General features: G+C 69.6%; 29 protein-coding genes. 16 read left to right on the top strand and 13 right to left on the bottom strand.

Annotated features, from left to right (window positions below; translation table 11 throughout):
• Window positions 1-43: 43 nt before the first annotated feature.
• Window positions 44-436 carry a hypothetical protein gene (locus ACIHFE_RS16725; protein WP_400107114.1) on the bottom strand — a complete coding sequence of 131 codons (393 nt, stop codon included), beginning with the start codon at window positions 434-436 and terminating at the stop codon, window positions 44-46.
• Between the two features lie 70 nt (window positions 437-506).
• Between ACIHFE_RS16725 and ACIHFE_RS16720 the strand changes: the two genes are divergently transcribed.
• The 4 genes from ACIHFE_RS16720 to ACIHFE_RS16705 all read left to right on the top strand — a co-directional run bounded on the left by ACIHFE_RS16720 (window position 507) and on the right by ACIHFE_RS16705 (window position 2,598).
• The gene (locus ACIHFE_RS16720) at window positions 507-1,130 is read left to right on the top strand and encodes a TetR/AcrR family transcriptional regulator (protein ID WP_400107112.1); all 624 of its coding nucleotides are present in this window, start codon (window positions 507-509) and stop codon (window positions 1,128-1,130) included.
• A 60-nt stretch (window positions 1,131-1,190) separates the two neighbouring features.
• Window positions 1,191-1,568, top strand: a complete 378-nt coding sequence (locus tag ACIHFE_RS16715) for a helix-turn-helix domain-containing protein (protein ID WP_400107110.1) — start codon at window positions 1,191-1,193, stop codon at window positions 1,566-1,568.
• A 20-nt stretch (window positions 1,569-1,588) separates the two neighbouring features.
• Window positions 1,589-2,134, top strand: coding sequence for a hypothetical protein (locus ACIHFE_RS16710; protein ID WP_400107109.1), 546 nt, complete (start codon window positions 1,589-1,591; stop codon window positions 2,132-2,134).
• A 125-nt stretch (window positions 2,135-2,259) separates the two neighbouring features.
• Entirely contained in the window at window positions 2,260-2,598 is a 339-nt protein-coding gene (locus ACIHFE_RS16705; protein ID WP_400107107.1) for a DUF2516 family protein, read from the top strand.
• 24 nt (window positions 2,599-2,622) lie between these two features.
• On the opposite strand, the gene ACIHFE_RS16700 is transcribed toward ACIHFE_RS16705, so the two are convergent.
• Window positions 2,623-3,837 carry a PP2C family protein-serine/threonine phosphatase gene (locus tag ACIHFE_RS16700; RefSeq protein WP_400108005.1) on the bottom strand — a complete coding sequence of 405 codons (1,215 nt, stop codon included), beginning with the start codon at window positions 3,835-3,837 and terminating at the stop codon, window positions 2,623-2,625.
• Between the two features lie 304 nt (window positions 3,838-4,141).
• The gene (locus ACIHFE_RS16695; RefSeq protein ID WP_400107105.1) at window positions 4,142-5,302 is read right to left on the bottom strand and encodes an NlpC/P60 family protein; all 1,161 of its coding nucleotides are present in this window, start codon (window positions 5,300-5,302) and stop codon (window positions 4,142-4,144) included.
• A 274-nt stretch (window positions 5,303-5,576) separates the two neighbouring features.
• Here ACIHFE_RS16695 and pstS point away from each other — a divergent pair, with 274 nt between their 5' ends.
• The 4 genes from pstS (at window position 5,577) to pstB (ending at window position 9,675) form a co-directional block, all read left to right on the top strand.
• Entirely contained in the window at window positions 5,577-6,707 is a 1,131-nt protein-coding gene (pstS, locus tag ACIHFE_RS16690) for a phosphate ABC transporter substrate-binding protein PstS (RefSeq protein WP_400107103.1), read from the top strand.
• Window positions 6,708-6,820: 113 nt separating this feature from the next.
• Window positions 6,821-7,786 (top strand): phosphate ABC transporter permease subunit PstC, encoded by a 966-nt coding sequence (gene pstC, locus ACIHFE_RS16685; protein WP_400108003.1) that lies wholly within the window; start codon window positions 6,821-6,823, stop codon window positions 7,784-7,786.
• Window positions 7,783-8,865: a phosphate ABC transporter permease PstA gene (gene pstA / locus ACIHFE_RS16680; protein WP_400107101.1), complete on the top strand. Its 1,083-nt coding sequence runs from the start codon at window positions 7,783-7,785 to the stop codon at window positions 8,863-8,865. Before pstC ends, pstA begins: the two co-directional genes overlap by 4 nt.
• A gap of 30 nt (window positions 8,866-8,895) precedes the next feature.
• Window positions 8,896-9,675 (top strand): phosphate ABC transporter ATP-binding protein PstB, encoded by a 780-nt coding sequence (pstB, locus tag ACIHFE_RS16675; RefSeq protein ID WP_400107099.1) that lies wholly within the window; start codon window positions 8,896-8,898, stop codon window positions 9,673-9,675.
• 115 nt (window positions 9,676-9,790) lie between these two features.
• Here the strand turns inward: pstB and ACIHFE_RS16670 are convergent, their stop codons facing one another.
• On the bottom strand, window positions 9,791-10,789 hold the full coding sequence (locus tag ACIHFE_RS16670) for an anion permease (RefSeq protein ID WP_400107097.1): 999 nt from the start codon (window positions 10,787-10,789) through the stop codon (window positions 9,791-9,793).
• Between the two features lie 6 nt (window positions 10,790-10,795).
• Complete coding sequence (locus tag ACIHFE_RS16665; RefSeq protein ID WP_400107095.1) at window positions 10,796-11,416, bottom strand: DUF47 domain-containing protein; 621 nt, start codon at window positions 11,414-11,416, stop codon at window positions 10,796-10,798.
• Between the two features lie 212 nt (window positions 11,417-11,628).
• On the opposite strand from ACIHFE_RS16665, the gene ACIHFE_RS16660 reads away from it, so the two are divergent.
• Window positions 11,629-11,982: a metal-sensitive transcriptional regulator gene (locus ACIHFE_RS16660; protein ID WP_400107093.1), complete on the top strand. Its 354-nt coding sequence runs from the start codon at window positions 11,629-11,631 to the stop codon at window positions 11,980-11,982.
• Window positions 11,983-12,074: 92 nt separating this feature from the next.
• Here ACIHFE_RS16660 and ACIHFE_RS16655 read toward each other — a convergent pair whose 3' ends face one another.
• The gene (locus ACIHFE_RS16655) at window positions 12,075-12,260 is read right to left on the bottom strand and encodes a hypothetical protein (RefSeq protein ID WP_400107091.1); all 186 of its coding nucleotides are present in this window, start codon (window positions 12,258-12,260) and stop codon (window positions 12,075-12,077) included.
• Window positions 12,261-12,369: 109 nt separating this feature from the next.
• The gene (locus tag ACIHFE_RS16650) at window positions 12,370-13,242 is read right to left on the bottom strand and encodes a hypothetical protein (protein WP_400107089.1); all 873 of its coding nucleotides are present in this window, start codon (window positions 13,240-13,242) and stop codon (window positions 12,370-12,372) included.
• A gap of 147 nt (window positions 13,243-13,389) precedes the next feature.
• Between ACIHFE_RS16650 and ACIHFE_RS16645 the strand changes: the two genes are divergently transcribed.
• Complete coding sequence (locus tag ACIHFE_RS16645) at window positions 13,390-13,560, top strand: hypothetical protein (protein ID WP_400107087.1); 171 nt, start codon at window positions 13,390-13,392, stop codon at window positions 13,558-13,560.
• 184 nt (window positions 13,561-13,744) lie between these two features.
• Window positions 13,745-15,289 carry an FAD-binding oxidoreductase gene (locus tag ACIHFE_RS16640; RefSeq protein WP_400108001.1) on the top strand — a complete coding sequence of 515 codons (1,545 nt, stop codon included), beginning with the start codon at window positions 13,745-13,747 and terminating at the stop codon, window positions 15,287-15,289.
• Window positions 15,290-15,415: 126 nt separating this feature from the next.
• Here ACIHFE_RS16640 and ACIHFE_RS16635 read toward each other — a convergent pair whose 3' ends face one another.
• From ACIHFE_RS16635 to ACIHFE_RS16625, 3 genes are all read right to left on the bottom strand, one after another.
• Window positions 15,416-16,150 carry a phosphatase PAP2 family protein gene (locus tag ACIHFE_RS16635; RefSeq protein WP_400107085.1) on the bottom strand — a complete coding sequence of 245 codons (735 nt, stop codon included), beginning with the start codon at window positions 16,148-16,150 and terminating at the stop codon, window positions 15,416-15,418.
• Window positions 16,151-16,346: 196 nt separating this feature from the next.
• Entirely contained in the window at window positions 16,347-17,354 is a 1,008-nt protein-coding gene (locus ACIHFE_RS16630; RefSeq protein WP_400107083.1) for an NlpC/P60 family protein, read from the bottom strand.
• Between the two features lie 62 nt (window positions 17,355-17,416).
• The gene (locus ACIHFE_RS16625) at window positions 17,417-19,234 is read right to left on the bottom strand and encodes a serine/threonine-protein kinase (protein ID WP_400107081.1); all 1,818 of its coding nucleotides are present in this window, start codon (window positions 19,232-19,234) and stop codon (window positions 17,417-17,419) included.
• 86 nt (window positions 19,235-19,320) lie between these two features.
• On the opposite strand from ACIHFE_RS16625, the gene ACIHFE_RS16620 reads away from it, so the two are divergent.
• The 3 genes from ACIHFE_RS16620 to ACIHFE_RS16610 all read left to right on the top strand — a co-directional run bounded on the left by ACIHFE_RS16620 (window position 19,321) and on the right by ACIHFE_RS16610 (window position 21,686).
• Window positions 19,321-20,082: a MerR family transcriptional regulator gene (locus ACIHFE_RS16620; RefSeq protein ID WP_400107079.1), complete on the top strand. Its 762-nt coding sequence runs from the start codon at window positions 19,321-19,323 to the stop codon at window positions 20,080-20,082.
• Window positions 20,079-20,270, top strand: coding sequence for a hypothetical protein (locus tag ACIHFE_RS16615; RefSeq protein ID WP_400107077.1), 192 nt, complete (start codon window positions 20,079-20,081; stop codon window positions 20,268-20,270). Before ACIHFE_RS16620 ends, ACIHFE_RS16615 begins: the two co-directional genes overlap by 4 nt.
• Before the next feature lie 174 nt (window positions 20,271-20,444).
• Window positions 20,445-21,686, top strand: a complete 1,242-nt coding sequence (locus ACIHFE_RS16610; protein ID WP_400107075.1) for a serine hydrolase domain-containing protein — start codon at window positions 20,445-20,447, stop codon at window positions 21,684-21,686.
• Between the two features lie 13 nt (window positions 21,687-21,699).
• Here ACIHFE_RS16610 and ACIHFE_RS16605 read toward each other — a convergent pair whose 3' ends face one another.
• The 3 genes from ACIHFE_RS16605 to ACIHFE_RS16595 all read right to left on the bottom strand — a co-directional run bounded on the left by ACIHFE_RS16605 (window position 21,700) and on the right by ACIHFE_RS16595 (window position 23,976).
• On the bottom strand, window positions 21,700-22,494 hold the full coding sequence (locus ACIHFE_RS16605) for a GNAT family N-acetyltransferase (RefSeq protein ID WP_400107073.1): 795 nt from the start codon (window positions 22,492-22,494) through the stop codon (window positions 21,700-21,702).
• Window positions 22,491-23,246 carry a hypothetical protein gene (locus tag ACIHFE_RS16600; protein WP_400107071.1) on the bottom strand — a complete coding sequence of 252 codons (756 nt, stop codon included), beginning with the start codon at window positions 23,244-23,246 and terminating at the stop codon, window positions 22,491-22,493. Before ACIHFE_RS16600 ends, ACIHFE_RS16605 begins: the two co-directional genes overlap by 4 nt.
• Before the next feature lie 319 nt (window positions 23,247-23,565).
• Complete coding sequence (locus ACIHFE_RS16595; protein ID WP_400107069.1) at window positions 23,566-23,976, bottom strand: ATP-binding protein; 411 nt, start codon at window positions 23,974-23,976, stop codon at window positions 23,566-23,568.
• Between the two features lie 239 nt (window positions 23,977-24,215).
• Between ACIHFE_RS16595 and ACIHFE_RS16590 the strand changes: the two genes are divergently transcribed.
• Window positions 24,216-25,097 carry a helix-turn-helix domain-containing protein gene (locus ACIHFE_RS16590; protein WP_400107067.1) on the top strand — a complete coding sequence of 294 codons (882 nt, stop codon included), beginning with the start codon at window positions 24,216-24,218 and terminating at the stop codon, window positions 25,095-25,097.
• An 11-nt stretch (window positions 25,098-25,108) separates the two neighbouring features.
• Window positions 25,109-25,309, top strand: a complete 201-nt coding sequence (locus tag ACIHFE_RS16585) for a DUF397 domain-containing protein (RefSeq protein WP_400107065.1) — start codon at window positions 25,109-25,111, stop codon at window positions 25,307-25,309.
• Window positions 25,310-25,500: the final 191 nt, after the last annotated feature.

The raw sequence follows: 25,500 nt of genomic DNA, 5'->3' as shown, positions 1-25,500 counted from the left end.
GAGTGAACCTGCCGGGTTCAGCCCGGAAGGCCGCAGGAGGTCTTCACATCTTCGCGGGAGTGGCGGCGGCCAGCAGTGCGGCGAACACGAGGGGGGCCGCCGTCTGGTACCCGATCCACACTTCACCTCCGGCGCCGCTGCCCCGCCACGCCATCAGGAAACCAGCGAGGGCCGCCAGCACCCAGCCGCTGTCGTAGGCGACCATGAGCCGCGTGTAAGTGGCAGTCGACCGGCTGCGGGTATATCCGATCTCGATGCCACCGCCGATCAGCAGGGCCACGCCGGAGACCACCAGCAGCCAGGCGGGCGTCCCGAGCAGCCGGCCGAGCGGCGCGGCGCCGGCGATAAAGACAGCGGCGAGCACCACCTTGAAGGCGCCATCGGCGATGACCCCCACCGTCCGGCGGGTCACCCGCGGTGCAACAACCTGGGCCATGAACGTTCCCCCTTGCAGCCCGTCCCGACTGGTTCCATAACGAGATTACGGCAATAATCAAATTATGAGAATGACGAGAGCGGAGGCCAGGGAACGCAACCGCCGCGCCTTGCTGGATGCCGCGTTCCAGGTCGTTTCCCGAGACGGGTACCGGGCCAGGCTCGATGAGATCGTGGAACGCGCCGGGCTGACCACCGGCGCCGTCTACTCCCTGTTCGGGAGCAAAAACGGCCTGGTGGTCGCCCTCGTCGCCGACTATCTGCGGCCGTACTACGAGGAGATCGAGCAGGCGGTGCCGGCCGAACTGGATCTACTCGAAGCGGTCGACGCCTTCGCCAGGTACTACCGGCGCAGCTGTGACGCCCCCGACGCGCTGGCCGGCCTTTCGCTCCAGATCACCCTGCTGGATATGGCCTTGCACGACCCCGAGCTGGGGGCCCAGCTGGCCACGTCCATCCGGTCGCAGGAGAACCACCTGATCGCGCTGTTCACGGGGAGACCGCACAGCGGGCGCGTGGTGACATCGCATCAGGCACAACGCCTGACCACCGCGCTCAGGGCACTGTTCGTCGGCCTCAGCCAGGGCGTCACCCTCGGCCTCGCCCCCGATGCCGACGAGCAGTACTTCGCCGACACCGCCCGCGCGCTGGTATCCGAGCTGTCCCTTGTCGAGCACGATGCGGATGCTCTGTAAACCGAGACTTCTGCAAGCATCCGCTTGCAAAAGTTAGCAAGATGCGCCAGCATCGGCCCCATGGCCTCACTCAACGTCGGCAACCTCGGCGAGTACCTGCGCGAGCAACGGCGCAACGCCCAGCTGACGCTGCGTCAACTCGCTGACGCGGCAGGAGTGTCCAACCCGTACCTCAGTCAGATCGAGCGCGGCCTGCGCAAGCCCAGCGCCGAGATCCTGCAGCAGATCGCCAAGGCGCTGCGGATCTCCGCGGAGACGCTCTATGTACAGGCCGGGATCCTCGATGAGCGGGACCGGGACGAGGCGGAGGTGCGCAGCGTGATCCTCGCCGATCCCTCAATCAACGAGCGGCAGAAGCAGGTGCTGCTCGAGATCTATGAGTCCTTCCGCAGGGAGAACGGGCTCCCGAAGGACGACGACAGCAAGCCTTCCAGCTGACCAGACGGGAGAACGACGCCATGGCGATCACTCAGGACATCCGCAAGGCGACCATTGACACCGCCTACGCGGCGGCCGGGGCCGCGGACCTCACCGCCGAGAAGCTCGGGCAGCTGGCCGCCGAGGCGCCCGCGCGGCTGGAGCAGCTGCGCCGGACGGACCCCAGGGAGCTGGGGCAGCGGGTGACCAAGGGGGCCAAGGAGGCCCAGGCGCAGTTCAGCGACAAGGCGATCCGCATGGTCGGCAGCCTGGACACCGACCTGAAGAAGCTGGGCCAGCAGGTGCAGGACCTGGCGCTGCAAGGCGTGGGGGCGGCCGTGGGCTATGCGGCCAGGGCCGGTGAGACGCGCGACAAGCTGGCCGAGCGCGGCCGGGAGGCCGTGAAGACCTGGCGGGGCGAGCCGGCCGCGCCGGCCGCCGAGACCCCGGTGGCCACCGAGCCGGCCGCGGCAGAGGCCAAGACGGAGCCCGCGGACGAGCCCCAGGAGGACGCCGCCCGGCCCGCCGCGCGCAAGACCACGGCCCGCAAGCCCGCCGCCAAGCGGGCGGAGCCCAAGGAGCAGTGAGCATGGAGCCGTGACGGAAGGGAACGGTCCGGGCACCCCGCCCGTGTCCGGGCCGTTCTCCCGGTACGGTGGGCAGCAGGGCTGACTACGCGCCAATGCCAGAAGACGGACAAGAGGTGGGCGGCATGCTGGTAGAAGGCTTCGGCCAGGTTCTGTACTTCGTCTCCATCGGGCTGCTGGTGTTCACGCTGGCGGCCTTCATCGATGCCGCCGTGCGCCGCGAGGACGCCTACCGGGCCGCCGACAAGCAGAACAAGGGCTTCTGGCTGATCGTGCTGGGCATCGCGGTGGCGGTGCACATCTTCTTCGGCATCCTGAACTTCCTGCCGATCCTGGGGCTGATCGCCGCCATCGTCTACTTCGTGGATGTGCGCCCGGCGCTCAAGCAGGTGTCCGGGCGCGGCCCGCGGCGGCGCGGCTCCAGCTCGGACGGCCCCTACGGTCCGTACAACGGCGGTCGCTGAGCCGGGAGTTGGGGCGGCCGGCCGTCAGCGGTCCAGCAGGACCATGGCCAGGTCGTCGGTCAGCTCCCCGCCGTTGAGGGCGTGCACCTCGGCGACCGTGGCGTCCAGCAGCTCCTCGCCACGCAGCCCCTCCTTGAGCTGACGGGCGACCATCTCCACCATGCCCTCCTGGCCCAGCCGCCGGGCGTCATCGCCGACCCGGCCCTCGATCAGGCCGTCGGTGTAGAGCATCAGGCTCCAGGAATCGCCGAGTTGGACATCCAGGCAGGGCCAGTGGGTCTGCGGCAGCAGGCCCAGCGCCGGTCCGCCGTACTGGGGCAGCAGGCGGGCCGGCTCCCCGGCGGCGGCCAGCAGCGGGGCCGGGTGGCCGGCCAGCCGCAGGGCGGCCGAGCGGCCGTGCGGGGCGATGTCCACGGTGCACAGGGTGGCGAAGATCTCCTCGTCCGACCGCTCATGTTCCAGCACCTGCTGCAGGGTGCTCAGCAGCCGGTCGCCGGAGAGCCCGGCCAGGGTCAACGTCCGCCAGGCAATGCGCAGTTCGACGCCCAGCGCGGCCTCGTCGGGGCCATGGCCGCAGACGTCGCCGATCATGGCGTGCACGGTGCCGTCGGGGGTCCGTACGGTGTCGTAGAAGTCGCCGCCCAGCAGGGCACGGCTGCGGCCCGGCCGGTAGCGGGCGGCGAAGCGCAGCTCGGAGCCGGCCAGCAGCGGGGTGGGCAGCAGCCCGCGCTCCAGGCGGGCGTTCTCCTGGGCGTGCAGGAAGGACTCGGTGAGCTGGCGCTGGGCGCAGTCGGCGCGCTTGCGCTCCACGGCGTAGCGGATGGCCCGGCTGAGCACCCGGCCGTCCAGTTCATCGCGGAAGAGGTAGTCCTGGGCGCCGACCCGGACCGCCTCGGCGCCGCGTTCGGCGTCCCCCTGGGCGGTGAGGGCCAGCACGGCCTGGCGCGGGGCCAGCCGCAGCACTTGGCGCAGGGTGGCCAGCTCGTCGGCGGTCCCGTCCGCGGTGGGCAGGGCGAGGTCCAGCAGGATGCACTGGACGTCCGGGGTGAGCAGGCGCTCGGCCTCGGTGAGGTTGCGGGCCGTGCGGATACGGACCGGCTTGCCGGAGGCGGAGGTCATCTCCGCCACGTCCGGCATGGACAGCGAACCGGCCGGGTCGTTCTCGATGACCAGCAGAGTCAGCCCGCCGTCAGGCAGTGCGGCGGTCCGCTCCGCGGGCCGCGGCACGGATACGGGCATCATCGTCGTTTTTCCTTTCCCTCCCCCCGAGGGCGGCGCCGCGTTTCGGGGCGGCACCGGACGTGACCCTAGCGGGCGGGCGCGGGCCAACGGAATGGTACGGAGCCACCCGCCTCTGTCATATGCCGTCGCCAAAGGCGCTTTTGGGGCAGCAGAGGATAAAGCCGGGCATGACCAAGGTCACGCCCCAGGCGGGTGTTCGTGGACCGGGTGAGAGTGCGGTCACGTCTGCCACGTCACACCGTCACAGCACACCCACCGGGCACGGCCGGACCGTCCGCCGGCCAGTCCGTCGGCCAGTCCGTCAGCCCGGCCGGACCACGCCCAGGATCGGCATCGAGCCGGCCCCGGCCAGCGTCACCTGCCGGCCCGGCCGGGGAGCGTGCACGATGGTGCCGTTGCCCACATACATCGCCACATGGCTGGCGTCCTGGAAGTAAATGATCAGGTCGCCGGGGCGCATGTCCTTCAGGTCCACCTTGGGCAGCTGCTGCCACTGCTCCTGCGAGGTACGGGGTATCGGGTGGCCGGCCGACGCCCAGGCGGTGGAGGTGAGCCCGGAGCAGTCATAGGTCTGGGGCCCCACCGCGCCCCAGACGTAGTCCTTGCCTATCTGCGCGGTGGCGAACTCCACCGCCCGCCGGCCCGCCGGGGAGGCCGCGTCCAGGCCCTTGAGGTCCAGGCCCTTGAGCGGGTCGGAGGCCAGCCACTGGCGCTGCGCCTGGCGGGCCTGGTCCTCCTCCAGCTTGCGCAGCCGCTCCTTCTCCTGGGCGGCCAGCTTGGACTCCAGGTCCTGGGCGGCCTTCAGCTTGGCCTCGATGTCCTTCTTGGCGTCCGCCTTTTTCTTCTTCTCGGCGTCCAGCAGCTTCCAGCGCTCGCCGGCCGCCTTGGCATAGCCGTCCAGCTCGTACTTGGCCGTCCGGGCCTCGGCCAGCAGCAGCCGGGTGGCCTCCTGGCCGTTGTGGGTGGTCACCAGGCCTTCGAGGAACGCCTCCGGGGAGTCGGCGAGCAGCAGCCGGGCCTGCGGGGGCATCCCGCCCTCGCGGTACTGGGCCCGGGCCAGGGCGCCGATCTGGTTCTGCAGGGTGTCCACCCGGTGCTGGGCGTCGGCCACCTTCTTGGTCAGCTCGGTGACGTTCTTCTGCTGCAGCCGGGTCTGCTCATCCGCCGCGTTATAGGCGTCGGTGGCCGACTCGGCCTGCCGGTAGAGGGTCTCCACCTGGCTGTGGACCTCTTCCAGCCGGCGCTGCTCGGCGCTCTTGGCCGGCTGCTCCGGAGGCGTCGGGTCGGCCCAGGCGACGGCCGGGGCGGCCAGCGTGGTCAGCGCGCAGACCAGCGCCGTCGCGGTCAGTAGCCGTCTGCCGCGCGCCGCGCGCGCGCCGCGGGACCTGCCCGTCCCGCCGTGCCCGGCGCCAGCTCCGGCCGTCCCGCCCGCAAGCGCGGCGTCCTCTCCGATCCACCCCACCGGAAACCTCCGCGACTCGTCCCCCGCGCCATCACTTATCGCCACGCAAGGACCGGATCGTGTCACGGCCACGGCGAAACCGACAGAGATCTGCGTCACAATTCCCGGAGTTCACCGGGCAGCCGGGGCGGCCACCACACCGACCGACGAGGTTCACCCCCAGTTCACCTCACCCCATCGACCCCTTCACCTGATCTGCTTAATTTCGGCCGTAGTCAGTCAAGGACCTCTCGCACGCCGCCCCAGCGGCGGCCTCTGGAAGGAACACCAGAAAGTGAAGCTTCAGCGCAAGAACCGGCTCCGGGCCGTCGCTCTCGGCGCCATCGCCGTCTCCAGCGCCCTGGTCCTCACGGCGTGCGGCTCCGACAACAACAGCGACAACGGCAGCGGGGGCAACGGCTCCACCAAGGCCGCCGGCAAGATCAAGTGCGAGGGCAAGGGCCAGCTGCTGGCCTCCGGCTCGTCCGCGCAGAAGAACGCCATGGACCTGTGGGTGAAGAACTTCACCCAGGCCTGCCCGGACATCCAGATCAACTACAAGGCCACCGGATCCGGCGCCGGCATCCAGGAGTTCCTCTCCGGCAAGACCGCCTTCGCCGGCTCCGACTCCCCGCTGAAGCCGGAGGAGGTCACCAAGTCCAAGGACGTGGTCAAGGGCGGCCAGGGCATCGACCTGCCCATGGTGGGCGGCCCCATCGCCATCGGCTACAACGTCCCGGGCGTGGACAGCCTGGTGCTGGACGCCGACACCCTCGCCAAGATCTTCGACGGCAAGATCGAGAAGTGGAACGACCCGGCGATCGCCAAGCTCAACTCCGGCGCCAAGCTCCCCGATCTGAAGATCCAGCCCTTCCACCGCTCCGATGAGTCGGGCACCACCGACAACTTCACCAAGTACCTCAAGGCGGCGGCCGGCAGCTCCTGGTCCTACGCCCCCGCCAAGGCGTGGCCGGTCAAGGGCGGCCAGTCCGCGGACGGTTCGGCCGGAGTCTCCTCCCAGGTCAACCAGACCAAGGGCGCCATCTCCTACTTCGAGCTGTCCTACGCCACCGCCAACAACATCCACACGGTGAAGCTCAACACCGGAGCCTCCACCCCGGTCGAGGCCACCAGCGACAACGCCTCCAAGGCCATCGCCGAGGCGAAGATCGTGGGCACCGGCAAGGACCTCTCCCTGAAGCTCAACTACAACACCAAGGCCGAGGGCGCCTACCCGCTCACCCTGGTCACCTACGAGGTCATCGGCGACAAGGGCAACAAGTCGGACACCCTCCCGGCCGCCAAGTCCTTCCTCACCTACATCGCCAGTGAGGACGGCCAGTCGGTGCTCAAGGGCCTGGGCTACGCCCCGCTGCCCGCCGAGATCGCCCAGAAGGTCCGCGAGAACATCGCCGGCCTCTCCTGACCTCCTGACCCGAGTGCGGCCCGTCCCGGCGACGGGCCGCACCATCCGGTGCACCGCCGCGCCGGAGCCGGGCCGGCGCCCGGCTCCGCAGACCGGAGACTCCCGTGGATGACATGGACATAAGCCCCGAACCTCCAGCCCCGCCCCTCAAGACCGCCAAGCCCGCCTCCCGGATCGGCGACCGGATCTTCCTCGGTCTCTCCCGAGGCTCCGGAGTGCTGCTGCTGGTGATCATGGCCGCCATAGCGGCCTTCCTCACGGTCCGCGCCGCCAGCGCCATCTCCAAGGACCACGGCAACTTCCTCACCACCTTCGAGTGGCACGCCAACGACACCACGCCGGTCTTCGGCATCGCGGTGCTGGCCTTCGGCACCGTGGTCAGCTCGCTGATCGCGATGCTGATCGCCGTCCCGGTCGCCATCGGCATCGCGCTGTTCATCACCCACTACGCGCCGCGCAAGCTGGCCGCCCCGCTGTCGTATGTCATCGACCTGCTGGCCGCGGTGCCGTCCATCGTCTACGGCCTGTGGGGCGCGCTGTTCCTGGTGCCGCATCTGACCGGCCTCTACACCTGGCTGAACGACTGGTTCGGCTGGACCGGGGTGCTCTCCTACAACGGCGGCGCCGCGCGCTCGCTGCTGACCATCGGCATCCTGCTGGCGATCATGATCCTGCCGATCGTCACCAGCGTCAGCCGCGAGGTCTTCCGCCAGGTCCCGCGGATCCACGAGGAGGCCGCGCTGGCCCTGGGCGCCACCCGCTGGGAGGTCATCCGGATGTCCGTGCTGCCCTTCGGCCGCTCCGGCGTGATCAGCGCCTCCATGCTCGGCCTGGGCCGGGCGCTGGGCGAGACCATGGCCGTGGCGACCGTGCTGTCCCCCAGCTTCCTGATCTCCAAGAGCCTGCTCGACCCGGGCGGCGGCACCTTCGCCCAGAACATCGCCAGTTCCTTCAAGGAGTCCGGTGACATGGGCAAGGACGCGCTGATCGCCTCCGGCCTGGTCCTGTTCGTCCTGACCCTGCTGGTCAACGGCGCCGCCCGGCTGATCATCGCGCGCCGCAAGGAGTACACGGCATGAGCGACATGACGATCGGCCAGCCCATGGCCGCCGACCTCGCGCCCCTGCCCGCGGTCAGCCTGCACCGTCCCCGGCTGCCCCGCTGGGCCCCCGCGGCCCTGGCGGTCGGCGCCATCGCGGTGGCCACCGCCATCGGCCTGGCCGCCGGACTGGGCAACAAGGTCCAGTGGGGCCTGATCGCCGGAGCCCTCTTCATCGTCGCCACCTACGCGGTGACCGCCTTTGTGGAGGGCCGCCGGCAGGCCAAGGACCGGCTGGCCACCAGCCTGGTCTGGGCCTGCTTCCTGCTGGCCGTGGTCCCCCTGGTCTCGCTGATCTGGGAGACCGTCGACCGCGGCAGCAAGGTGCTGGACGGGCGCTTCCTCAGCCACTCCATGGCCGGAGTGCTCACCATCCAGCCCGGCGGCGGCGTCTACCACGCCATCATCGGCACCCTGGAACAGGTCGGCCTGGCCACCGCCATCGCCGCCCCCATCGGCCTGCTGACCGCCGTCTACCTGGTGGAGTACGGGCGGGGCAAGCTGGCCAAGGCGGTCACCTTCTTCGTGGACGTGATGACCGGCATCCCGTCGATCGTGGCCGGCCTGTTCGTCCTCAGCTTCTGGATCATCATGCTGGACTTCAGCTACTCCGGCTTCGCCGGATCGATGGCGCTGGCCATCCTGATGATGCCGGTGGTGGTCCGGTCCACCGAGGAGATGCTGAAGCTGGTCCCCAACGAGCTGCGCGAGGCCTCGCTGGCGCTGGGCGTGCCCAAGTGGCGCACCATCCTCAAGGTGGTGCTGCCCACCGCGATCGGCGGCATCGCCACCGGCGTGATGCTGGCCGTCGCCCGCATCGCCGGCGAGACCGCGCCGATCGTGCTGCTGGTCTTCGGCTCCCAGATGATCAACACCGATCCCTTCAACGGGGCCCAGTCCTCGCTGCCGTACTACATCTACGAGCAGTGGGCGGCCGGCAACGCGGCCAGCTACGACCGCGCCTGGGCGGCGGCCCTGGTGCTGATCGCCTTCGTCATGATCCTCAACCTGGTCGCCCGCGGCATCGCCCGCTGGAAGGCCCCCAAGTCCGGCCGCTGACGGCGGTTTTACGAAAGAGCAGTGATCCCCATGGCCAAGCGAATCGACGTCAGCGGCCTCTCCGCCTACTACGGCAGCCACAAGGCCATCGACGACATCTCGATGACCGTCGAGCCCCGCTCGGTGACCGCCTTCATCGGCCCCTCCGGCTGCGGCAAGTCCACCTTCCTGCGCACCCTCAACCGTATGCACGAGGTCACCCCCGGCGGCCGGGTGGAGGGCAAGGTGCTGCTGGACGAGGAGAACCTCTACGGCCAGGGCGTGGACCCGGTCTCGGTGCGCCGGGTGGTCGGCATGGTCTTCCAGCGGCCCAACCCCTTCCCCACCATGTCCATCTACGAGAACGTGGCGGCCGGCATCCGCCTCAACGGCGGCCGGGTGCGCAAGTCCGAGCTGGACGGCATCGTGGAGAAGTCCCTCAAGGGCGCCAACCTCTGGAACGAGGTCAAGGACCGCCTGGACAAGCCGGGTGCCGGACTCTCCGGCGGCCAGCAGCAGCGGCTGTGCATCGCCCGGGCCATCGCCGTGGAGCCCCAGGTGCTGCTGATGGACGAGCCCTGCTCGGCGCTCGACCCGATCTCCACCCTCGCCGTCGAGGACCTGATCGGCGAGCTCAAGGAGCGGTTCACGATCGTCATCGTGACGCACAACATGCAGCAGGCGGCCCGGGTCTCGGACCGCACCGCCTTCTTCAACCTGGCCGGGGTCGGCCAGCCCGGCAAGCTGGTCGAGATCGACGACACGGCGCGGATCTTCTCCAACCCCTCGGTCCAGGCCACCGAGGACTACATCTCCGGACGCTTCGGCTGACCAGGGCTCGTCTCACGGCGCTGCTTGGCGGTGCCGCCGCGAGACGAAGGGCCCGCCCCTGGGGCGCAGGGGCGGGCCCGTTCTCGTGCTCGGCGGCAGGTCGGCCGAAGGCGGATCAGCCGAAGGCCAGCTTCCCCACCCAGTAGACCAGCGCGGCGACCCCCGCCGCGGCCGGCATGGTGATGAACCAGCCCAGGATGATGTTCTTGGCGACACCCCAGCGCACCGCGTTGACCCGCTTGGTCGCCCCGACGCCCATGATCGCCGAGGTGATCACATGCGTGGTGGAGATCGGCGCCTTGAACATAAAGGCGGTGGTGAACATGACGGCCGCGCCCGTGGTCTCGGCCGCGAAGCCCTGCGGCGGGTCCAGCTCGATGATCCGCCGGCCCAGCGTCCGCATGATCCGCCAGCCGCCCGCGTAGGTGCCCAGCGAGAGCATCAGCGCGGAGACCAGCTTGACCCAGACCGGAATGGGATCGCCCTGGCTCTCCACACCGCCGATGACCAGGGCCATCACCACGACACCCATGGTCTTCTGGGCGTCCTGGAGGCCATGGCCGAGCGCCATGCCCGCCGCGGAGACGGTCTGCGCGATCCGGAAGCCGCGCTTGGCCTTGTGCGGGTTGGCCCGGCGGAACAGCCACAGCAGGGCGACCATGACGAAGTAGCCGAGGACCAGGCCCACCAGCGGCGAGAGGAACATCGGCAGCACGACCTTGTCCCAGACGCCCGACCAGTGAACGGTCGTCGACCCGGCGAGCGCGGCGCCGACCAGGCCGCCGAACAGCGCGTGGCTGGACGACGACGGCAGGCCGAAGTACCAGGTGACCAGGTTCCAGACCACCGCACCGATCAGCGCGGAGAACAGGATCAGCATCCCCTGATTGCCGGTGGGCGTCGCGATCAGGCCCTCACTGACCGTCTTGGCGACCCCGCTGCCCAGGAAGGCACCGGCGAGATTCATCACTGCCGCCATGGCCAAGGCCGCACGCGGGGTCAGCGCCCGCGTCGACACCGAGGTCGCGATGGCGTTGGCGGAGTCATGGAAGCCGTTGGTATAGGCGAAGCCGAGCGCGACCGCGATGGTCACGACAAGCGCAAACGTATCCACCGGGGGTCAGGACTCCTTGACCGCGATGGTCTCGACCGTATTGGCGACGTGCTCGAAAGCGTCCGCCGCCTCCTCCAGCACATCCACGATCTGCTTGAGCTTGAGCACCTCGATGGCGTCGTACTTGCCATTGAAGAGCTGCGCGAGGAGCTTGCGGTGGATCTGGTCCGCCTGGTTCTCCAGCCGGTTGACCTCGATCCAGTACTCCGTGAGATTCGTCATGGTGCGCAGGTTGGGCATGGCCTCGGCGGTCAGCTCCGCGGCCCGTGCCAGCACCTCGATCTGCTGTTCCACGCCCTTGGGCAGGTCCTCGATCTGGTAGAGAACCACCAGGTCGACGGCCTCTTCCATGAAGTCCATGATGTCGTCGAGCGAGGACGCGAGGGCATAGATGTCCTCACGGTCGAACGGCGTGATGAAAGAGGAGTTCAGCTGGTGGAAGATCGCGTGCGTCGCGTCATCCCCGGCGTGCTCCGCTGCCCGCATCCGCTCGGCGATCTCGGCCCGGCCGGACGAGTCCGCACCGAGCATTTCCATCAGGAGCTTGGAGCCCGTGACGATGTTGTCCGCGGACGCGGCGAACATGTCGTAGAAGCTCGTCTCCCTGGGGGTCAGACGAAAGCGCACGTGGGATCCTCGGGGTGCAGCGGATTCGGTCTCGTTGATGCTAGGCGCATCATCGGGCCACAGCTAACTGGCATTCCCTCAGTGTCGCCCATCGGGCACAGTGCTGGGGAAACCGGTACCGCCCCCGGTCATGAATTCCAGTACGCTATACCCCATAGGGGTATTCCGGTGAGGTATAAGGGCGCGTTGCCGCGCGGAACACGGAGGGTGCCATGACCACCACGGAGACCGCCGACGGCGGCACGGGCGCCTGCCACGGCCAGGACGCCCCCACCCACACCGGCCCGCATGGCTACAGCCATGACAAGGAAGCGCACCTCAAGCGGCTGCGCCGCATCGAGGGGCAGATCCGCGGCCTGCAGCGCATGGTCGAGGAAGACGTCTACTGCATAGACATACTCACCCAGGTCTCGGCGGGCACCAAGGCCCTGCAGTCCTTCGCGCTCCAGCTGCTCCAGGAACACCTGCGGCACTGCGTGGCCGACGCCGCGATCAAGGGCGGGGACGAGATCGACGCCAAGGTCGCCGAGGCGACGGCCGCGGTGGCGCGGCTGCTGCGCTCCTAGCCCCGGTAAGGGGCGCGGGGCGGCTCTCCCATGCGACCGAACCGCCCCGCACCCCCAGGGGCGTCCTCGCACCACTGGGCCGGACGCCCCGTTCAGCCCTCCGCCGCACCCTCACCTGACCGCCGGAGCCGGACCACCCGGAGCACCTCATCGATACGGTCCGGGCTGAGCCGCTCCTCCTGCGCGCTGGACGCGGCGATCATCAACTCCCCGTAGAGATCGATCTCGATGAGGGCCACGGGATCCGGTCCGCCCGACGAACCGCGTCGCGAAACCACGTGATTCACCTCCTCGGGTCTTGCGTTCCCGCCTCCAGGTTAGGGATCGGCACAGACTCCGCGCATGGCACAGAAGGACCATTTCCATGGCCAACTACGCTGCCCCGCGCTATTTCTGCGGCGCCGCGACCCTTCCCGCATAGATATCTCCGGGAACCGGCAGCCGAACGTCCGGCCGTACCGCCCCGAAAGAGACCAGTTCCACGGTGGACATCACCGTTCCCGGCAGCGCCCTGCCCCGTGCGTCACGGTTGCGCACCCGGAACCGGTAGCGCAACACCCGGGCCCGGCCCCGCTCGTCAAGGCAGGCGTCAAAGGCCACCGTGCCACCGGAGAACCCCTTCGCGGCCGCCAGCAGCACCGCCCGGTCCCGCGCCGGGGCCCGCCGGGCCGCGTCCCTCAGATCCACCGTCCCCCAGTAGTGGCGCACCCGCACCCCGTCCACGCCCTCGTCCCGGAGATATGCCACCTCCCTTGCCCCGGCCAGCAGTTCGGCCGCCGCCAGCGGATCGGTGGCCCCGCTGGTGAGCAGGTCCCCGTCGCGCAGCGCCCCGGTCTCCAGCCGGACCCACTTGTCGGCGGGCACCCCGGCACCCCGGTTCTTCATATACAGCGCCCCGGGGATGAACACCTCGGTGACGGGCCGGTGTTCGACCGTTCCCGCCGCGTCCCCCGGCGCCAGCACCGTCAACTGCCCTGCCGGGCGGGCGAAGTCATAGACCCCGGTGCCCCGGATGGTCAGCCGGGTGCCGCCGCTCACCGTTTCCATGGAGGTGCGCACCCATGCTCCGCCGGCCTTGGCCAGGACGGCCGGCACCGCCCGTACCGCCGCCAGGGCCCGGGCCGGATCCTCGGCGCTGCCCGTCAACTCCGCCGAACCCGCGCCCCCGTCCCGCTCCCCCGGCAGCGCGCAGCCACCCAGCAGCACCCCCAGGGCCACCGTGGCCGCGACCCGACCCCGTCCATGACCCCGCACCGCCATCAGCCCTCAGCCCCTGCCGAAATCCCGTGAGAACCCATGAGAATTCGCGAAAACCCGCCAACTCATGCGAATCACCAGAACCACCATGAACCCGCCGGTTCAACGACCGTGCGCACACCGCCGTCACGGCCGGGTAGCGTGGGGGCCATGGCCGAGCCATCGCCCGCTCACCTCCCCGCGGGCCACCACATCAGCACCACCGAGCGCGGTCCTTTCTGCACGGCCCGCTGCACCTGCGGCTGGTACGGCCCGGCCCGGCGGGCCCGTTCACTGGCCCGTGCCGACGCCGACGCCCACCGCGCGCAGCTCGGACACTGACCGCGACCCACCCCTTGGGCCATGAATGCCCAGGGGTGCCAAGGGCGCCAACGGAACCAACGGAACCAACCCCCCGTTCCCGGGCATCTCAGTGATCAACAAGCCGGGGATCACCGTTCCATTGGGGGCACGCATGTCCATATCCAGGCCGTCCATATCCAGGCCGTCCGCACCCAAGCCGTCCATCAACCGCCGCACCCTGCTGACGGCCGCCACCGGCCTGGCGGTCACCGGCACCTGGGCCACCGGAACCCCGGCCACCGCCGCGCCCTCCGCCAAGACCCCCACTCCCAGGACCACCACCCCCAAGGCCGCCGACTGGACCGCCCTGGGCAAGGGCCTGGCCGGCGGCCTGATCCGGCCCGGCGACGCCGACTACGCCACCGCCCGCCAGCTCTACAACACCCGCTTCGACGGCCAGCGGCCGGCCGGCATCGCCTATGTCCAGGGCACCGGCGACATCGCCTCCTGCCTGGCCTTCGCCCGCCGCTACAAGGTACCGGTCGCCATCCGCAACGGCGGCCACAGCTACGCCGGTTGGTCCGGCGGCACGGACCGACTGATCATTGACGTCTCCCGGCTGAAGACCGTGCGCACCCCCTCCGCCACCACCGCCGTCGTGGGCGCCGGCGCCAAACTCATCGATGTCTACACCGGCCTGGCCGGGCATGGCGTGACCATCCCCGGCGGCTCCTGCCCCACCGTGGGCGTCTCCGGCCTCACCCTGGGCGGCGGTCACGGCGTGCTCTCCCGCGCCTTCGGCCTGGCCTGCGACAGCCTGACCGGCGCCACCCTGGTCACCGCCGACGGCAAGACCGTGGACTGTGACGCCAAGAACCACGCCGACCTCTTCTGGGCCCTGCGCGGCGCCGGCAACGGCAACTTCGGCGTGGTCACCGAACTGCGGTTCCGTACCCACCGGGTGGGCGAGGGCGTCAGCGCCTATGTCAGCTGGCCCTGGTCCAAGGCGGCCGAGGTGCTGCGCGCCTGGCAGGAGTGGGGGCCCAGCCAGCCGGACGCCGTGTGGTCCGCCTGCGACCTGTCCGCGAGCGCCGGCGGCACCCCGCACATATCCGTGGCCGCCTTCAGCCTGGGCTCCCAGGGCGAACTGGCCAACGCCATGGACAAACTGGTGAGCAAGGTCGGCGGCACCAAGGCGAAGGTCTCCCTGCACCGCCGCTCCTACCTGGACAGCATGCGCGCCTACGCCGGCTGCTCGGACAAGACCCTGGCCCAGAGCCACCTCCCGGGCCGCACCCCCGGCCGCGACCGCTCCGGACAGCTGGACCGCGAAACCTATGCGGCCCGCTCCGACTTCTACGACCGCTCCCTCAACTCAGCGGGCACCCGCGCGCTGTTGGACCAGCTGGAACGATTCAGCCGACAGGGCGGCAGTGGCGGCGCCTCGGTCCAGCTCACCGCGCTCGGCGGCGCCGTCAACCGGGTCAAGCCGCTGGACACCGCCTTCGTCCACCGCCGTTCCCGCTTCCTGGCCCAGTACCTGACCTCCTGGTCCGCCGCGAGGTCCGGCACCACCCAGACCGCCTGGCTGGACGGCATCCAGTCGGCCATGCGGCGCCACGCCTCCGGCGCCGCCTACCAGAACTACACCGACCCCACCCTGAAGAACTGGCGCACCGCGTACTACGGGGACGCGGCCGACCGGCTCACCAAGCTCAAGCGGCAGTACGACCCCAGCCGCGTCTTCGACTTCCCCCAGGCCCTCTGAGCGATGCGGTACCGCGCGCCCCATCAGGGGCGCGGGGCAGCCGCCCTATGCGGCTCCGCCGCGTGAGCGCGACCAGCCACAGACGGCCCGCGGCAACCCAACCTCACGGCCGGCGCGGCGATCCCGCTACGCCGCCAGCCCGTTGTCTTGGTGCCGGGAACGCGCCGCGTCCACCGCACCATCCGCCTCCGGTACGGACAGCCGCGCCGGCCGCCGCCGGGAGCGCACCAGCGGGGCGGCCCTGGACACACCGATCCGCCGTACCACCGGGGTGAGCAGCATCATCGCCACCGGTGCGAGCAGCAGCACCACCGCGGTGCCCAGGGCCAGTCCGCCGATCACATCCGTGGGGTAGTGCACCCCCATGAACACCCGGCAGAAGGCTTCCAGGAACGCCAGGCCGATGCCGATCAGCCCATACCTGCGGTGTGCGACAAACAGGCCCACGCCCAGCGCCATGGTTAAGGTGGCGTGGTCGCTGACGAAGGAGAAGTCGGTCTTTCCCTTCACCAGGAGGTCCAGCCCCTGGTGTTGCAGAGCGGGGCGGGGCCGCCGTACGAAGTCCCGGATCGGCATATTGACCAGCAGCGCCAGCCCCGCGGCCAGCGGCGCCCACAGCAGGGCCGCCATGCCCGAGGCCGAGTCCCGGTCGCGCCGTACGCTCCACCAGGCGACGGCCATCAGCACGGCCATGCCCAGCACGATCCCGTACTCGCCGACAAAGGCCATGGTGTGGTCGAACCAGCCGGGGGCGTCCTTGGCCAGGCCGTTGATGTCATAGAGCAGGCTGACATCCGGATTGGCGCCGCTGGAGCCGCCGCCGGCCTCCGCCAGGGGAAAGCCCATCATCGCTCCGGGCATATGCGTGGCCCCTATCTGTCGCCTGTCACCTAATGCAGCTGTCCGACCCCCGTGGTCCATGCACCCGTCCATGCGACGGGCACGGTCCAACCACCCCATGGAACGCGCCGCTCCCACCCGGCGTTCCACTCTCCACTCAATGATCACCAGGACGTTATCCAAGGGTGACCAGGGACGGAACGGCGCGGCCCGGGGTTCATACGCTGTTCGGTTTGGGCAACGCCTTCGCCCCCGCATCGGTCACACGAGTGGCACCGATGTAGTCCGGTGTGTCGATTTTGTCGAACCGGATCACGGCCCCCGGATGCGGCGCGTTGATCATGTATCCCCCGCCGACATACAGACCCACATGGTGAATGCTGCGCGGGTCGTTGAGATCGTTCGCGAAGAAGACCAGGTCCCCCGGCATCAGTTCGTCACGCTTGGGGTGCGGCCCGGCATTCCACTGGTCGTTGGCCACCCGCGGCAGCTCGATCCCGACCGAGGCATAGGACGCCTTGGTCAGCCCCGAGCAGTCAAAGCGCCCGTTGTCCTCCTTGCCGCCCTCGCCGCCCCACAGATACGGCTTGCCCAGCTGCTCCTGGGCGAAGTAGATGGCCCCGGCCGCCTGTTGCGAGGGCGCCACCCGGCCCACCGGGCGGGCGAAGGACTTCTCCAGGCTCCTGATGTCCTTCACATAGCCCTGGGTCTCACTGATGGCGGGCACCCCGCCGGCGCTGATGACGCGATACGCGCCCGCGTTGTACGCGGCGAGCATGTTGTTGGTGGCGTCACCGGGAACACCCTTGACGTCCTTGGCGAGCGCACAGTCATAGGTGGCCGCGGACGCGATGGCATCCGCGGGGTTCCAGATGTCTGGTTTGCCGGTTCCGGTGGCGCTGACGCCGTATTGGGCCCAGGTTTCGGGGATGAACTGGGCGAGGCCGAGCGCTCCGGCGCGGCTCTGCGCCTTGGGGTCCCAGCTGCTCTCGGTGTACAACTGCGCGGCCAGCAGCGGCGGGCTGATGGCGGGGCAGAGGTTGCCCCATTTCTCTATCATCGGCTGGTACTCGGCCGGTGCCGCGCCCTTGGCCAGCCCGAGATTGCCGACGCCCAGCCCGCCTCCCATGTTCGCCGCGATCATGTAGGTGGCGAACAGGAGCAGCGCAACGAACGACGCCACCGCGCCGACGCCGATCCCTCCGACAACCCACACTTTGCGCACTGCTCAACCATCCCCCAAGGAGAGCGAGTTCACTCGCCATTTCCAGGTATCGACGCGTTCCGCTACTTCGCCACGAAGCCGTCGCAGCCGATGGAGGCGTAGTCCTTCGGGCCCTTGACGTGGAAGTAGAGGACCGTCCAGTTGCCCGGGTCACGACTGAGCGGTGGGGCGGCCTGGTCCGTTTTGCCGTCGGTGACCCGCTGGAAGTCCTGGGGATACCTGAGGTTGACGAACTCCCGGGGGTCCCTGGCGAAGAGGTCCACCGGCTTGCTGGTCCAGCCGATGCCGAGGTTGGGCGAGCCCAGCCAGGGTTTGCCGGTGGCGGGGTCGAGGGCGTGCCATGACTTCACGGCCACCGCGACGTAGTACGGCCTCGGCAGTTTGCCAAGGTCCATCTTCAGCCGGAACGAAACCGTCGCCTTGTCGGAGGTCAGCGCGCCGGACGCATCACGGTCGCCGTCAACGCCCATCTGGAAGAGGTCGGCCCGCTCCTCCGGCGGCATGCTGCACTGGCCGTCGCGCAGGTCGACCGCTCCCTGCCGGGGCTGCCAGAAGTCCCGGTTGACGTCCTTCTGCTCGATGTACTGGGGAATCGGCTCGGCAGCATCAACGGGCGACGGGCCGGACGTGGACGGGCCCGACGAAGCCGTAGCGGCCCCGGTCGCCTTAACACCGGGCGTTCGCCCGGCCGTTGTGGGGACGGCGCCGCGCGCCGCGCCACCCGCCGACGCCGACGCCTGCCCGTCCCCCTTGTGATCCGGCCGCAAGACCACCAACCCCACCAGCACCCCCAACACCACGGACGCCGCCCCAACCCCCAGCAGCAATCCCCGACGTGAGCGGCGAGGGGCGGCGGCCTGCGGCGACGCGGTACCGGAAGATCCGGGCGTACCCGGAACACCAGCCGTCCCCGGCGCCAGCGTAGGAATGTACCCGGCCCCCGGAGCGACGGGTCCACCCCCGAGCTCCGTCCCATGCCCCGGCGGCACCAGCCCCGCCGCCCTGGCTGCCGCCAGATCCGCCGGCGCCCGCTCACCCAGCAAGGTCAGCGCCCCGTACGCCGGATCGTCCGCCAGCGCCGAAGCGACCCCGCAGCGTTCGATGATCCGCGCCGGATCCGGCCGGCGCTCCGGATCAGCCGCCACACAGTCCTCGATCAGCGCGGCCAACTCCGGGGCCACACCGTCCACATCAATGCTGTCGTGCACCACCCGATAGGTGACGGACTCCAGCGAGCCCTCGCCATACGGGGGCCGCCCCGTCGCCGCGCAGGCCATCGTCGCGCCCAGCGCGAACACATCCGCCGCCGGGCCGACCTCATTACGGGTGATGACCTCCGGCGCCGCATACCCAGGCGTACCCGGCGCGGTCCCCAGCTGGGTCAGCGCGGTCTGCTCGGCGGTTCGCGCGATCCCGAAGTCGATCAGCTTGGGCCCGCCCGGCGCCAGCATCACATTGTGCGGCTTCAAGTCGCGGTGGGTGACGCCAAAACCGTGCACCTGGGCCAGCGCCTCCGCCAGCGCCGCGAACAGCCGGAAGCAGGTCTCCGCCGGGAGCGGACCCCGAAGGGCCAGCGCCTGACTCAGGGTTGGACCCGGTACATACTCCGTGGCCAGCCAGTAGGGGGCCGCCGCCAGCGAGGCATCCACCACCTGCGCGGTGTACGCACCGTGCACCGCACGCGCCGTCTCGACCTCCCGCCGAAACCGCGTCAACGCCTCCTGGGACTGGGCGAAATCATCCCGGATCACCTTGATGGCGAGCTGCAGTCCGCCCGGCGACCGCCCCAGATACACCTGCCCCATACCGCCCGAACCCAGCCGGGCCAGCACGGTATGGGCACCTATTCGGGCCGGATCTTGGGGACGAAGCGCTTCCACAGGCCCTGACTGTGCCACACACCAGCGTCATTCACCGCCGCAGCCCCCTTGAACCTGACGCCGCGTAAGCCTGCAAGGTAGGGCGTATGCACACCTCCTGGAAGGTCGGCCCGCTCGCCCAGGCCAGCGGGCTGACCGTACGCACCCTGCACCACTGGGACGCCATCGGCCTCCTGAGCCCCTCCCGGCGCACCACCGGCGGACACCGCGAGTACACCGAGGCCGACCTCATCCGCCTCTACCAGGTGCTGGCCCTGCGCAGCCTGGGCCTGAGCCTGGAGACCATCGCGACCTGCCTGGACTCCGGTGTCGATCCGGTACGGCTGATCCAGGACCACCTGACCAGGGTCCAGGAGACGGCCAACGCACTTGACCTGCTGCGTACCCGGCTCACCACCCTGCTGGACGCGCTCTCCGCCGGCCACGCCCCCGACACCGATGCCCTGCTCAACGCCCTGCGCGCCATCGGCTCGGCCACCCCACAGGCCGAAGGCGCGCTCCAGGAGCAGCTGGCGGACGACCAGATCGAGGTACTGCGCACCAGGGCCGCCTCCCTGGGCCCCGCGCTGCACTACCTGCTGGAGGTCGAATGGCCGGAGCTCTACCGCCGCGCCGACCGGCTGCGCACCGAGGGCGCCGGCCCCACCGACCGCCGGGTCCAGCGGCTGGTATCCCGCATGGACGAGCTGAGCACCCTCCTCACCGGTGGTGACCAGGCAATCTCCCAGGGGGTCCGCGCAGCCTGGCGTGCGGAGCCGGCCGCCATGTCCGGTGACCCGGCACCGGCTACCGACAACTGGTCCACCCTGGCCGACTACCTGGACACCGCCCGAAAGGCCCGCTCATGACCCGTTACGCCCGTGCCGTCATCGCCCTGGGCACCACCTTGCCGTCCCTGCTCCTCGCCATCTGCCTGGGTTGCCCCCATGGAGCGCTCTTCGCGGTGCCCTTCGCCCTCGCCGGCTATGCGGTGTTCACCTATCTGCGGTTGCCGGCGGGGGAACGGCGACGTCGGCGGCCTGTCGTACAACGGTAGCCGGATCAAGGGCGGGTGGGATCCCTACTCCCCGCAGGGGCGTGCCCACCGACCGGCGGAAACCCGGCGTCCGACCCCGAGCCCAAACCCCGATCTCCCATCCAGGCCAACTCAGGGCCACTTCCGGGCCGTTCCCGGATGGCCGCCGATCCGCACTGCGTCAGGCTCTATTGCATGACCAGCGCACCCGCTCCCGCCAACTCCCCCCGCTTCCGCCGCAGTCGGCTTCCCGTGGCGGCGGCCGCCTGTGCCGCACTCACGGCGGTGACCCTGGGCACGGTCGCCACCCCGGCCCTGGCCTCCCCCGCCAACAAACCCGCAACCACAGCCACAGCCACAGCCAACTACAACGACACACTCCCACCCCTGAACCAAGACGCACTCCGGACGGCCATCTCCAGCGCCCCCACCCGGACCACGGCCATGCTGGCCCGAGTCAGCGGACCGGCCGGACACTGGACGGGCACCTTCGGCACGGCCGACGTATCCACCAAGGCACCGGTCCCGGTGGACGGCAGATTCCGGCTGGGCAGCGTCACCAAGGTCTTCATCGCCACCGTGATCCTCCAGCTGGCCGCCGAACACCGAGTGGATCTCGACCACCCGGTCCAGGACTACCTACCGGGCACCCTCCCCCCATCCCCAGCCATCAAGGTGCGCCAACTCCTCAACTACACCAGCGGCCTACCCGAGTTGACCCCGGACGACCTGCCCACCGACCCCAAGGGGATGGTCGAGCACCGCTTCGACGATCACCCCATGGCCCAGCTGGTCGCCATGGCAGTCAAACACTCCCCGCCTTACGCCCCCGGCACCGAGCAGCGTTACGGCTCCACCGGCTACTACGTGGCCGCCATGCTGATAGAGAAGCTGACCGGCCACAGCTACCAGCAGGAGATCACCCGCCGCATCCTGCGCCCGCTGCACCTGCGGCACACCACCGCCCCGCAGACGGACACCGCCATTCACGGCCCACACACCCACGGCTACCTGGCCGTTCCCCAGCCGGACGGCAGCATGGAACTGGCGGACGTCACCGAGCAGAACCCGGGCGCCGGCGGCCTGATCTCCACCACCGCCGACCTGGACCGCTTTCTGACCGCCCTGTTCCGAGGGCAACTGCTGCCCGCCGCCCAGCAGAAGGAACTGTTCACCGTTCCGGCCATAGCCGAGCAGCAGAACAGCAGCACACCCGCAGGCAAGCCCCGGATCGCCTACAGCGCGGGCCTGATGCGCATCACCCTGCCCAACGGGGTGACCGTCTGGGGCAAGACCGGCAGCACCTTTGGCTACACCGACGGCATGTTCGCCACTCGCGATCTGCAACGCCGCCTGGTCTACTCCTTCAACCCCATATCGGCCGGCGGCAATGACGCGGCCCTGGTCAACAAGACCGTCTCGGCCGCCTTCAGTTGATCCCCTGATCCGTTCAGCAGACGTAGGCGGGCCGGAGCAGCGACACCTGGCGCTGGGTGTCGGTGAAGCCCAGGGAGCGGTAGAGCCGGATGGCGTGGTAGCCGGGATCGGCGACGATCACCAGGGTGTGGACACCGGGCCTGGTCAACGCCCAGGCGCCGGCATGCCGGACCACGGCCCCGGCCAGCCCCCGGCGGCGGAACTCCGGATGGGTTTCCACGTTCTGGAAGCGAGCCAGTCCACCACCGTCACTGAACACGCCCGCCCCGGCCCGCATCCGGCCGTCCACAAAGGCCCCAAACCATGCGCCATGGCCGGCCTCGCAGATGCGCCGGTACTCGGCCAGCTTGCGGGTGAGGAAGGCGTGGTGCACGGCGAGGTGCGCCGACTCTTCCATGACGAAGCGGAGTTGGGCGGCCTGCCCCCAGTCCTGATCCCCGGACAGGGGGCGGATCTCCGCACCGGGCGGCTCGACCGGCGGCGGCAGGGCGCAGGCGGTCAGCACCGCGTCCTCCTGGAGGGTGAGGTCAAGCCGGGCCAGCTCTCCGGGGTCGAAGGTTTCGGCCCAGGCGGTGTCCACTCCGATGGCCCGGTGCGCGACGCCCGGAAACGCGGCCGCGAACTCCTCGGCCCAGTCAGCCGGTTCGCTCCCGGCGGGCGCCAGCAGGAAGTTACCCCACCAATAATCGGGGTTGCCCGGGGTGTGCACGGTGAGATGGGTGCCGTGATCGATGACGTGCGAGCCACCCATGGTGCGCAGCATCAGGTCGGTGCGGAAGCCAAGCGATTGGCAACGAGGTTCGATCACGGCCACCCAGGATCGCCGATCGGCTCTCGGTCCGCGCGGAGCTCGGCCAGCGTGCTCTCAATAGTGCGGATCACATACCTCGGCCGCCGGAAGACATCATCGCGGGTGAACCGGAGAATGCGCCGGATCTCCGGGCACCCTTCAAGTTCGTTGAACCGGAAGGTATCCGCTTGATGGGCTCCCCGGCTGCCATGCCATGCATACCCCTCCACCTCCACCACCAGCCCCACATCGGTGAACATAAAGTCAACCCTGCGCCTACGCCCGCTGCGGGTCCGCACTTCAACCTGGAGCGCCGGCCGTAGCCCTGCCCGGCGCATATGCAACCGCGCCATGGTCTCGGCCGGGGAACCGGAGTTGACCACGGTCATGGGCAGGAGCTCCAGCGCCGCCTTACGGTTCTGGCTTCGGCTACCTTCCAGCGCCACAGCCACTTCCTGCCGGCTCGCCAGTCCCTTGGCGAACACCGAATCAGCGGCGATCACGCCCTCGTCCGGTGGCAGAGTCCGCAGCAGGTCACAGGTGGTGCGGACAGCCGTGGTGACCCGCAGCCGATCGCGAACCGTCACTTCCTCCTCTCGCAGGGAGAGGGCATGGTACTTGTAACCCCGCAGCCGGGGCGCCCTTGTTGAGGGTGGTCCGGTCAGCTCAACGGAGCACGGGCGGATCAGTTCAATGCCGTGGGCGCTGGCGGCCGTGGTGTGGCTGGCGACCAGCCGGGGGTGCCTCAGCTGTATCGCCATGACCCGCATGCACAAGGTCACCGCTCGCCCCGGCTCAGCCCATGCGCCACGGTGCACCTGGGCCCAACCTGCCCCACGCAGCACATCCGCCGCGTCCTGCTTCCGCAGCCCCGCCGCGACGGCCTGCCTTGTAAGCACAACTCCACCTTGCTTGATGGCCAGTTGACGCAAGGGATGGTTGCGCGCAAATTCCCTGCCCTCAGCACACCGCATATCACCCAACCCCGCATCGCCCTGTGCATAACCCGCCCCGCGCTGTGGACAGTCATACGTATTGACGTCGTTTACCCGGGAGTAGGAAGAGGAGCCCGCCGGGAAAGTGACGCACTCACCGGGCCAGCCGGAACCACACCGCCTCGCCCGGACCCGGTCCGTGTTGGCAGACGCCCCAGTCGGTGGCGCATGCGCTGATGAGCAGCAGGCCGCGCCCGCTCTCCCCCCGCTCCGGGTACGGCCGGCCCATGCGGGGCGCGCCGGGCGCGTCATCGTGGACCAGGACCTGGAGTTCGCCGCCGGGTGCCCAGTCGGCGTGCAGGGTGACTGGTGCCGAACAGCCGCTGGTGCGGCAGGCGTTGATGGCGTTGGTCACCGCTTCGGAGGTGAGCAGCAGGGCGGTATCGGCCAGCTCCTCGCGGTGCGCGGCGGTGAGCGCGGTACGGACCGCTTCGCGTGCGGTGCGGACCCAGCGCGGGGCGGGTGGGAAGACGAGGGAGAAGTCGGGTCGGGCGGTGCGGCACATCGGCGGCTCCTGGCCGGTTGTGGTGGAGGGTTGCCTCGGCGAGTGCGGTGGCATTGCCGTGTCGCTGCGCGCGTGCGAACGGTGCGCTTCCGGCTTTGGGGGTGCCGGGGCGGTTCGTCTTCGACGGTAGAGACAACGGTTTATACGCTGCAACCCAATCGAGGGCGTTGCCCCCCATCGAGTGGCCCGGCCTGCTCCACGCTGGACAGAATGCTTTCGGTCGGACAGGAAGGGTTGGCATGGGCCTGCGCACGAACCCCAGTTACAGGCAACGCCGTTTGGGGCTTGAGCTGCGGCGCATGCGTGACGCCTGCGGCTTGTCCGCCGCCAAGGCAGGCGCCATCGTCGACATCAGTTCGGCACACATGAGCCACGTCGAAACGGGCCGAACAGGCATCCCAGAGGTGAAGCTACGGGCGCTGGCTTCCGCTTACGGTTGCAACAACGAAGGGTTCATCCGCGCCCTGATCACGATGGGCAAGGCCACGGGACGCGGCTGGTGGTCTGCCTACAAGGACGTTCTTGGGCCGCACGCATTGGATCTTGCTGAGCTTGAGAGCTCCGCACGCCAATGCCGGTCGTTTCAATGGCTGTACATTCCGGGCTTGTTGCAGACACCCGCGTACACTCGCGCCCTCATCGAATGCGGCGAACCGGACGCCGATGCCGCCCTCTTGGACAAGTACGTCACGTTCCGCCTCCAGCGACAGCAGGTCCTCACAGACGGCTCGCTGCGATTTCACGCGCTGATCCATGAAACAGCGCTGCACACGCAGTTCGTGTCCCCCACCGTTATGCGCCAACAGCTCGAACACCTGGTAGAGGTGGCGCTGCTCGCACATGTGCGCATCCAGGTCATGCCGATGAAAGCTCGATTCGTCCCGGTCCGCTTCAGCACGCCGTTCGTCTTCTTCGAGGGCGATGTCCCGGAGCTCAGCACGGTCTACGTCGAGCACCCCGTCTCGCCACCGTTCATTAGCGAGCCACGTCAAGTCGTCGATTTCTCAGCGACCTTCGATGGGCTCTGCACCGTCGCCTTGCCGGCGATCGACACTGCGGCCGAGCACCATACTGACTTGAGCTCCCTCGGTGTCATCCAGCATCTCCTCTACTCCTTGTGAGAGGTCACGCGATGTCGGACCCTCGATGGCAGAAGTCGAGCTTCAGCGGCGGCGGGGGAAGCGGCGAGTGCCTGGAAGCATCCGCCACCCCCAACCACACCATCGCCCTCCGCGAGAGCGACGCCCCCCAAACCGTCCTCACCCTCAGCCGCGCCGCCCTGCGGGCGTTCCTGGGCTACGCCCGGGGCCCAGAACCGGAGGGCGCCCCCTAAGGGGCGCGGGGAACTGCGCGGCCGGCCACAGGCAGCCCGCACCCGAAACGCAAGCGGCCGCACCCGCTCGCCGAGAGGACGCCACCGCCCAACCTCGGAGGGGAAACCCTCACCCCAGGAGCCCAGCCGGTACGGAAACCCACCCCAGCCGGCGCCCACCCGCACAGCGAACCCAGAGACCATCCGTCCCC

The organism is Streptomyces sp. NPDC052396 (genome assembly GCF_044593195.1).
Taxonomy (GTDB): Bacteria; Actinomycetota; Actinomycetes; order Streptomycetales; family Streptomycetaceae; genus Streptomyces.
The sequence above is the reverse complement of the archived record's forward strand: the minus strand, read 5'-3'. Positions and strand labels throughout refer to the sequence as shown.

Coding starts and splice junctions, on each gene's coding strand:
- ACIHFE_RS16705 (WP_400107107.1), top strand. CDS start 2,260: ATGCTGGTAGAAGGCTTCGGCCAGGTTCTGTACTTCGTCTCCATCGGG.
- ACIHFE_RS16650 (WP_400107089.1), bottom strand. CDS start 13,242: ATGGCGGTGCGGGGTCATGGACGGGGTCGGGTCGCGGCCACGGTGGCC.
- ACIHFE_RS16660 (WP_400107093.1), top strand. CDS start 11,629: ATGACCACCACGGAGACCGCCGACGGCGGCACGGGCGCCTGCCACGGC.
- ACIHFE_RS16585 (WP_400107065.1), top strand. CDS start 25,109: ATGTCGGACCCTCGATGGCAGAAGTCGAGCTTCAGCGGCGGCGGGGGA.
- ACIHFE_RS16615 (WP_400107077.1), top strand. CDS start 20,079: ATGACCCGTTACGCCCGTGCCGTCATCGCCCTGGGCACCACCTTGCCG.
- ACIHFE_RS16720 (WP_400107112.1), top strand. CDS start 507: ATGACGAGAGCGGAGGCCAGGGAACGCAACCGCCGCGCCTTGCTGGAT.
- ACIHFE_RS16725 (WP_400107114.1), bottom strand. CDS start 436: ATGGCCCAGGTTGTTGCACCGCGGGTGACCCGCCGGACGGTGGGGGTC.
- ACIHFE_RS16595 (WP_400107069.1), bottom strand. CDS start 23,976: ATGTGCCGCACCGCCCGACCCGACTTCTCCCTCGTCTTCCCACCCGCC.
- ACIHFE_RS16590 (WP_400107067.1), top strand. CDS start 24,216: ATGGGCCTGCGCACGAACCCCAGTTACAGGCAACGCCGTTTGGGGCTT.
- ACIHFE_RS16610 (WP_400107075.1), top strand. CDS start 20,445: ATGACCAGCGCACCCGCTCCCGCCAACTCCCCCCGCTTCCGCCGCAGT.
- ACIHFE_RS16700 (WP_400108005.1), bottom strand. CDS start 3,837: ATGCCCGTATCCGTGCCGCGGCCCGCGGAGCGGACCGCCGCACTGCCT.
- ACIHFE_RS16600 (WP_400107071.1), bottom strand. CDS start 23,246: ATGCGGGTCATGGCGATACAGCTGAGGCACCCCCGGCTGGTCGCCAGC.
- ACIHFE_RS16715 (WP_400107110.1), top strand. CDS start 1,191: ATGGCCTCACTCAACGTCGGCAACCTCGGCGAGTACCTGCGCGAGCAA.
- ACIHFE_RS16710 (WP_400107109.1), top strand. CDS start 1,589: ATGGCGATCACTCAGGACATCCGCAAGGCGACCATTGACACCGCCTAC.
- pstA (WP_400107101.1), top strand. CDS start 7,783: ATGAGCGACATGACGATCGGCCAGCCCATGGCCGCCGACCTCGCGCCC.
- pstB (WP_400107099.1), top strand. CDS start 8,896: ATGGCCAAGCGAATCGACGTCAGCGGCCTCTCCGCCTACTACGGCAGC.
- pstC (WP_400108003.1), top strand. CDS start 6,821: ATGGACATAAGCCCCGAACCTCCAGCCCCGCCCCTCAAGACCGCCAAG.
- ACIHFE_RS16635 (WP_400107085.1), bottom strand. CDS start 16,150: ATGCCCGGAGCGATGATGGGCTTTCCCCTGGCGGAGGCCGGCGGCGGC.
- ACIHFE_RS16645 (WP_400107087.1), top strand. CDS start 13,390: ATGGCCGAGCCATCGCCCGCTCACCTCCCCGCGGGCCACCACATCAGC.
- ACIHFE_RS16620 (WP_400107079.1), top strand. CDS start 19,321: ATGCACACCTCCTGGAAGGTCGGCCCGCTCGCCCAGGCCAGCGGGCTG.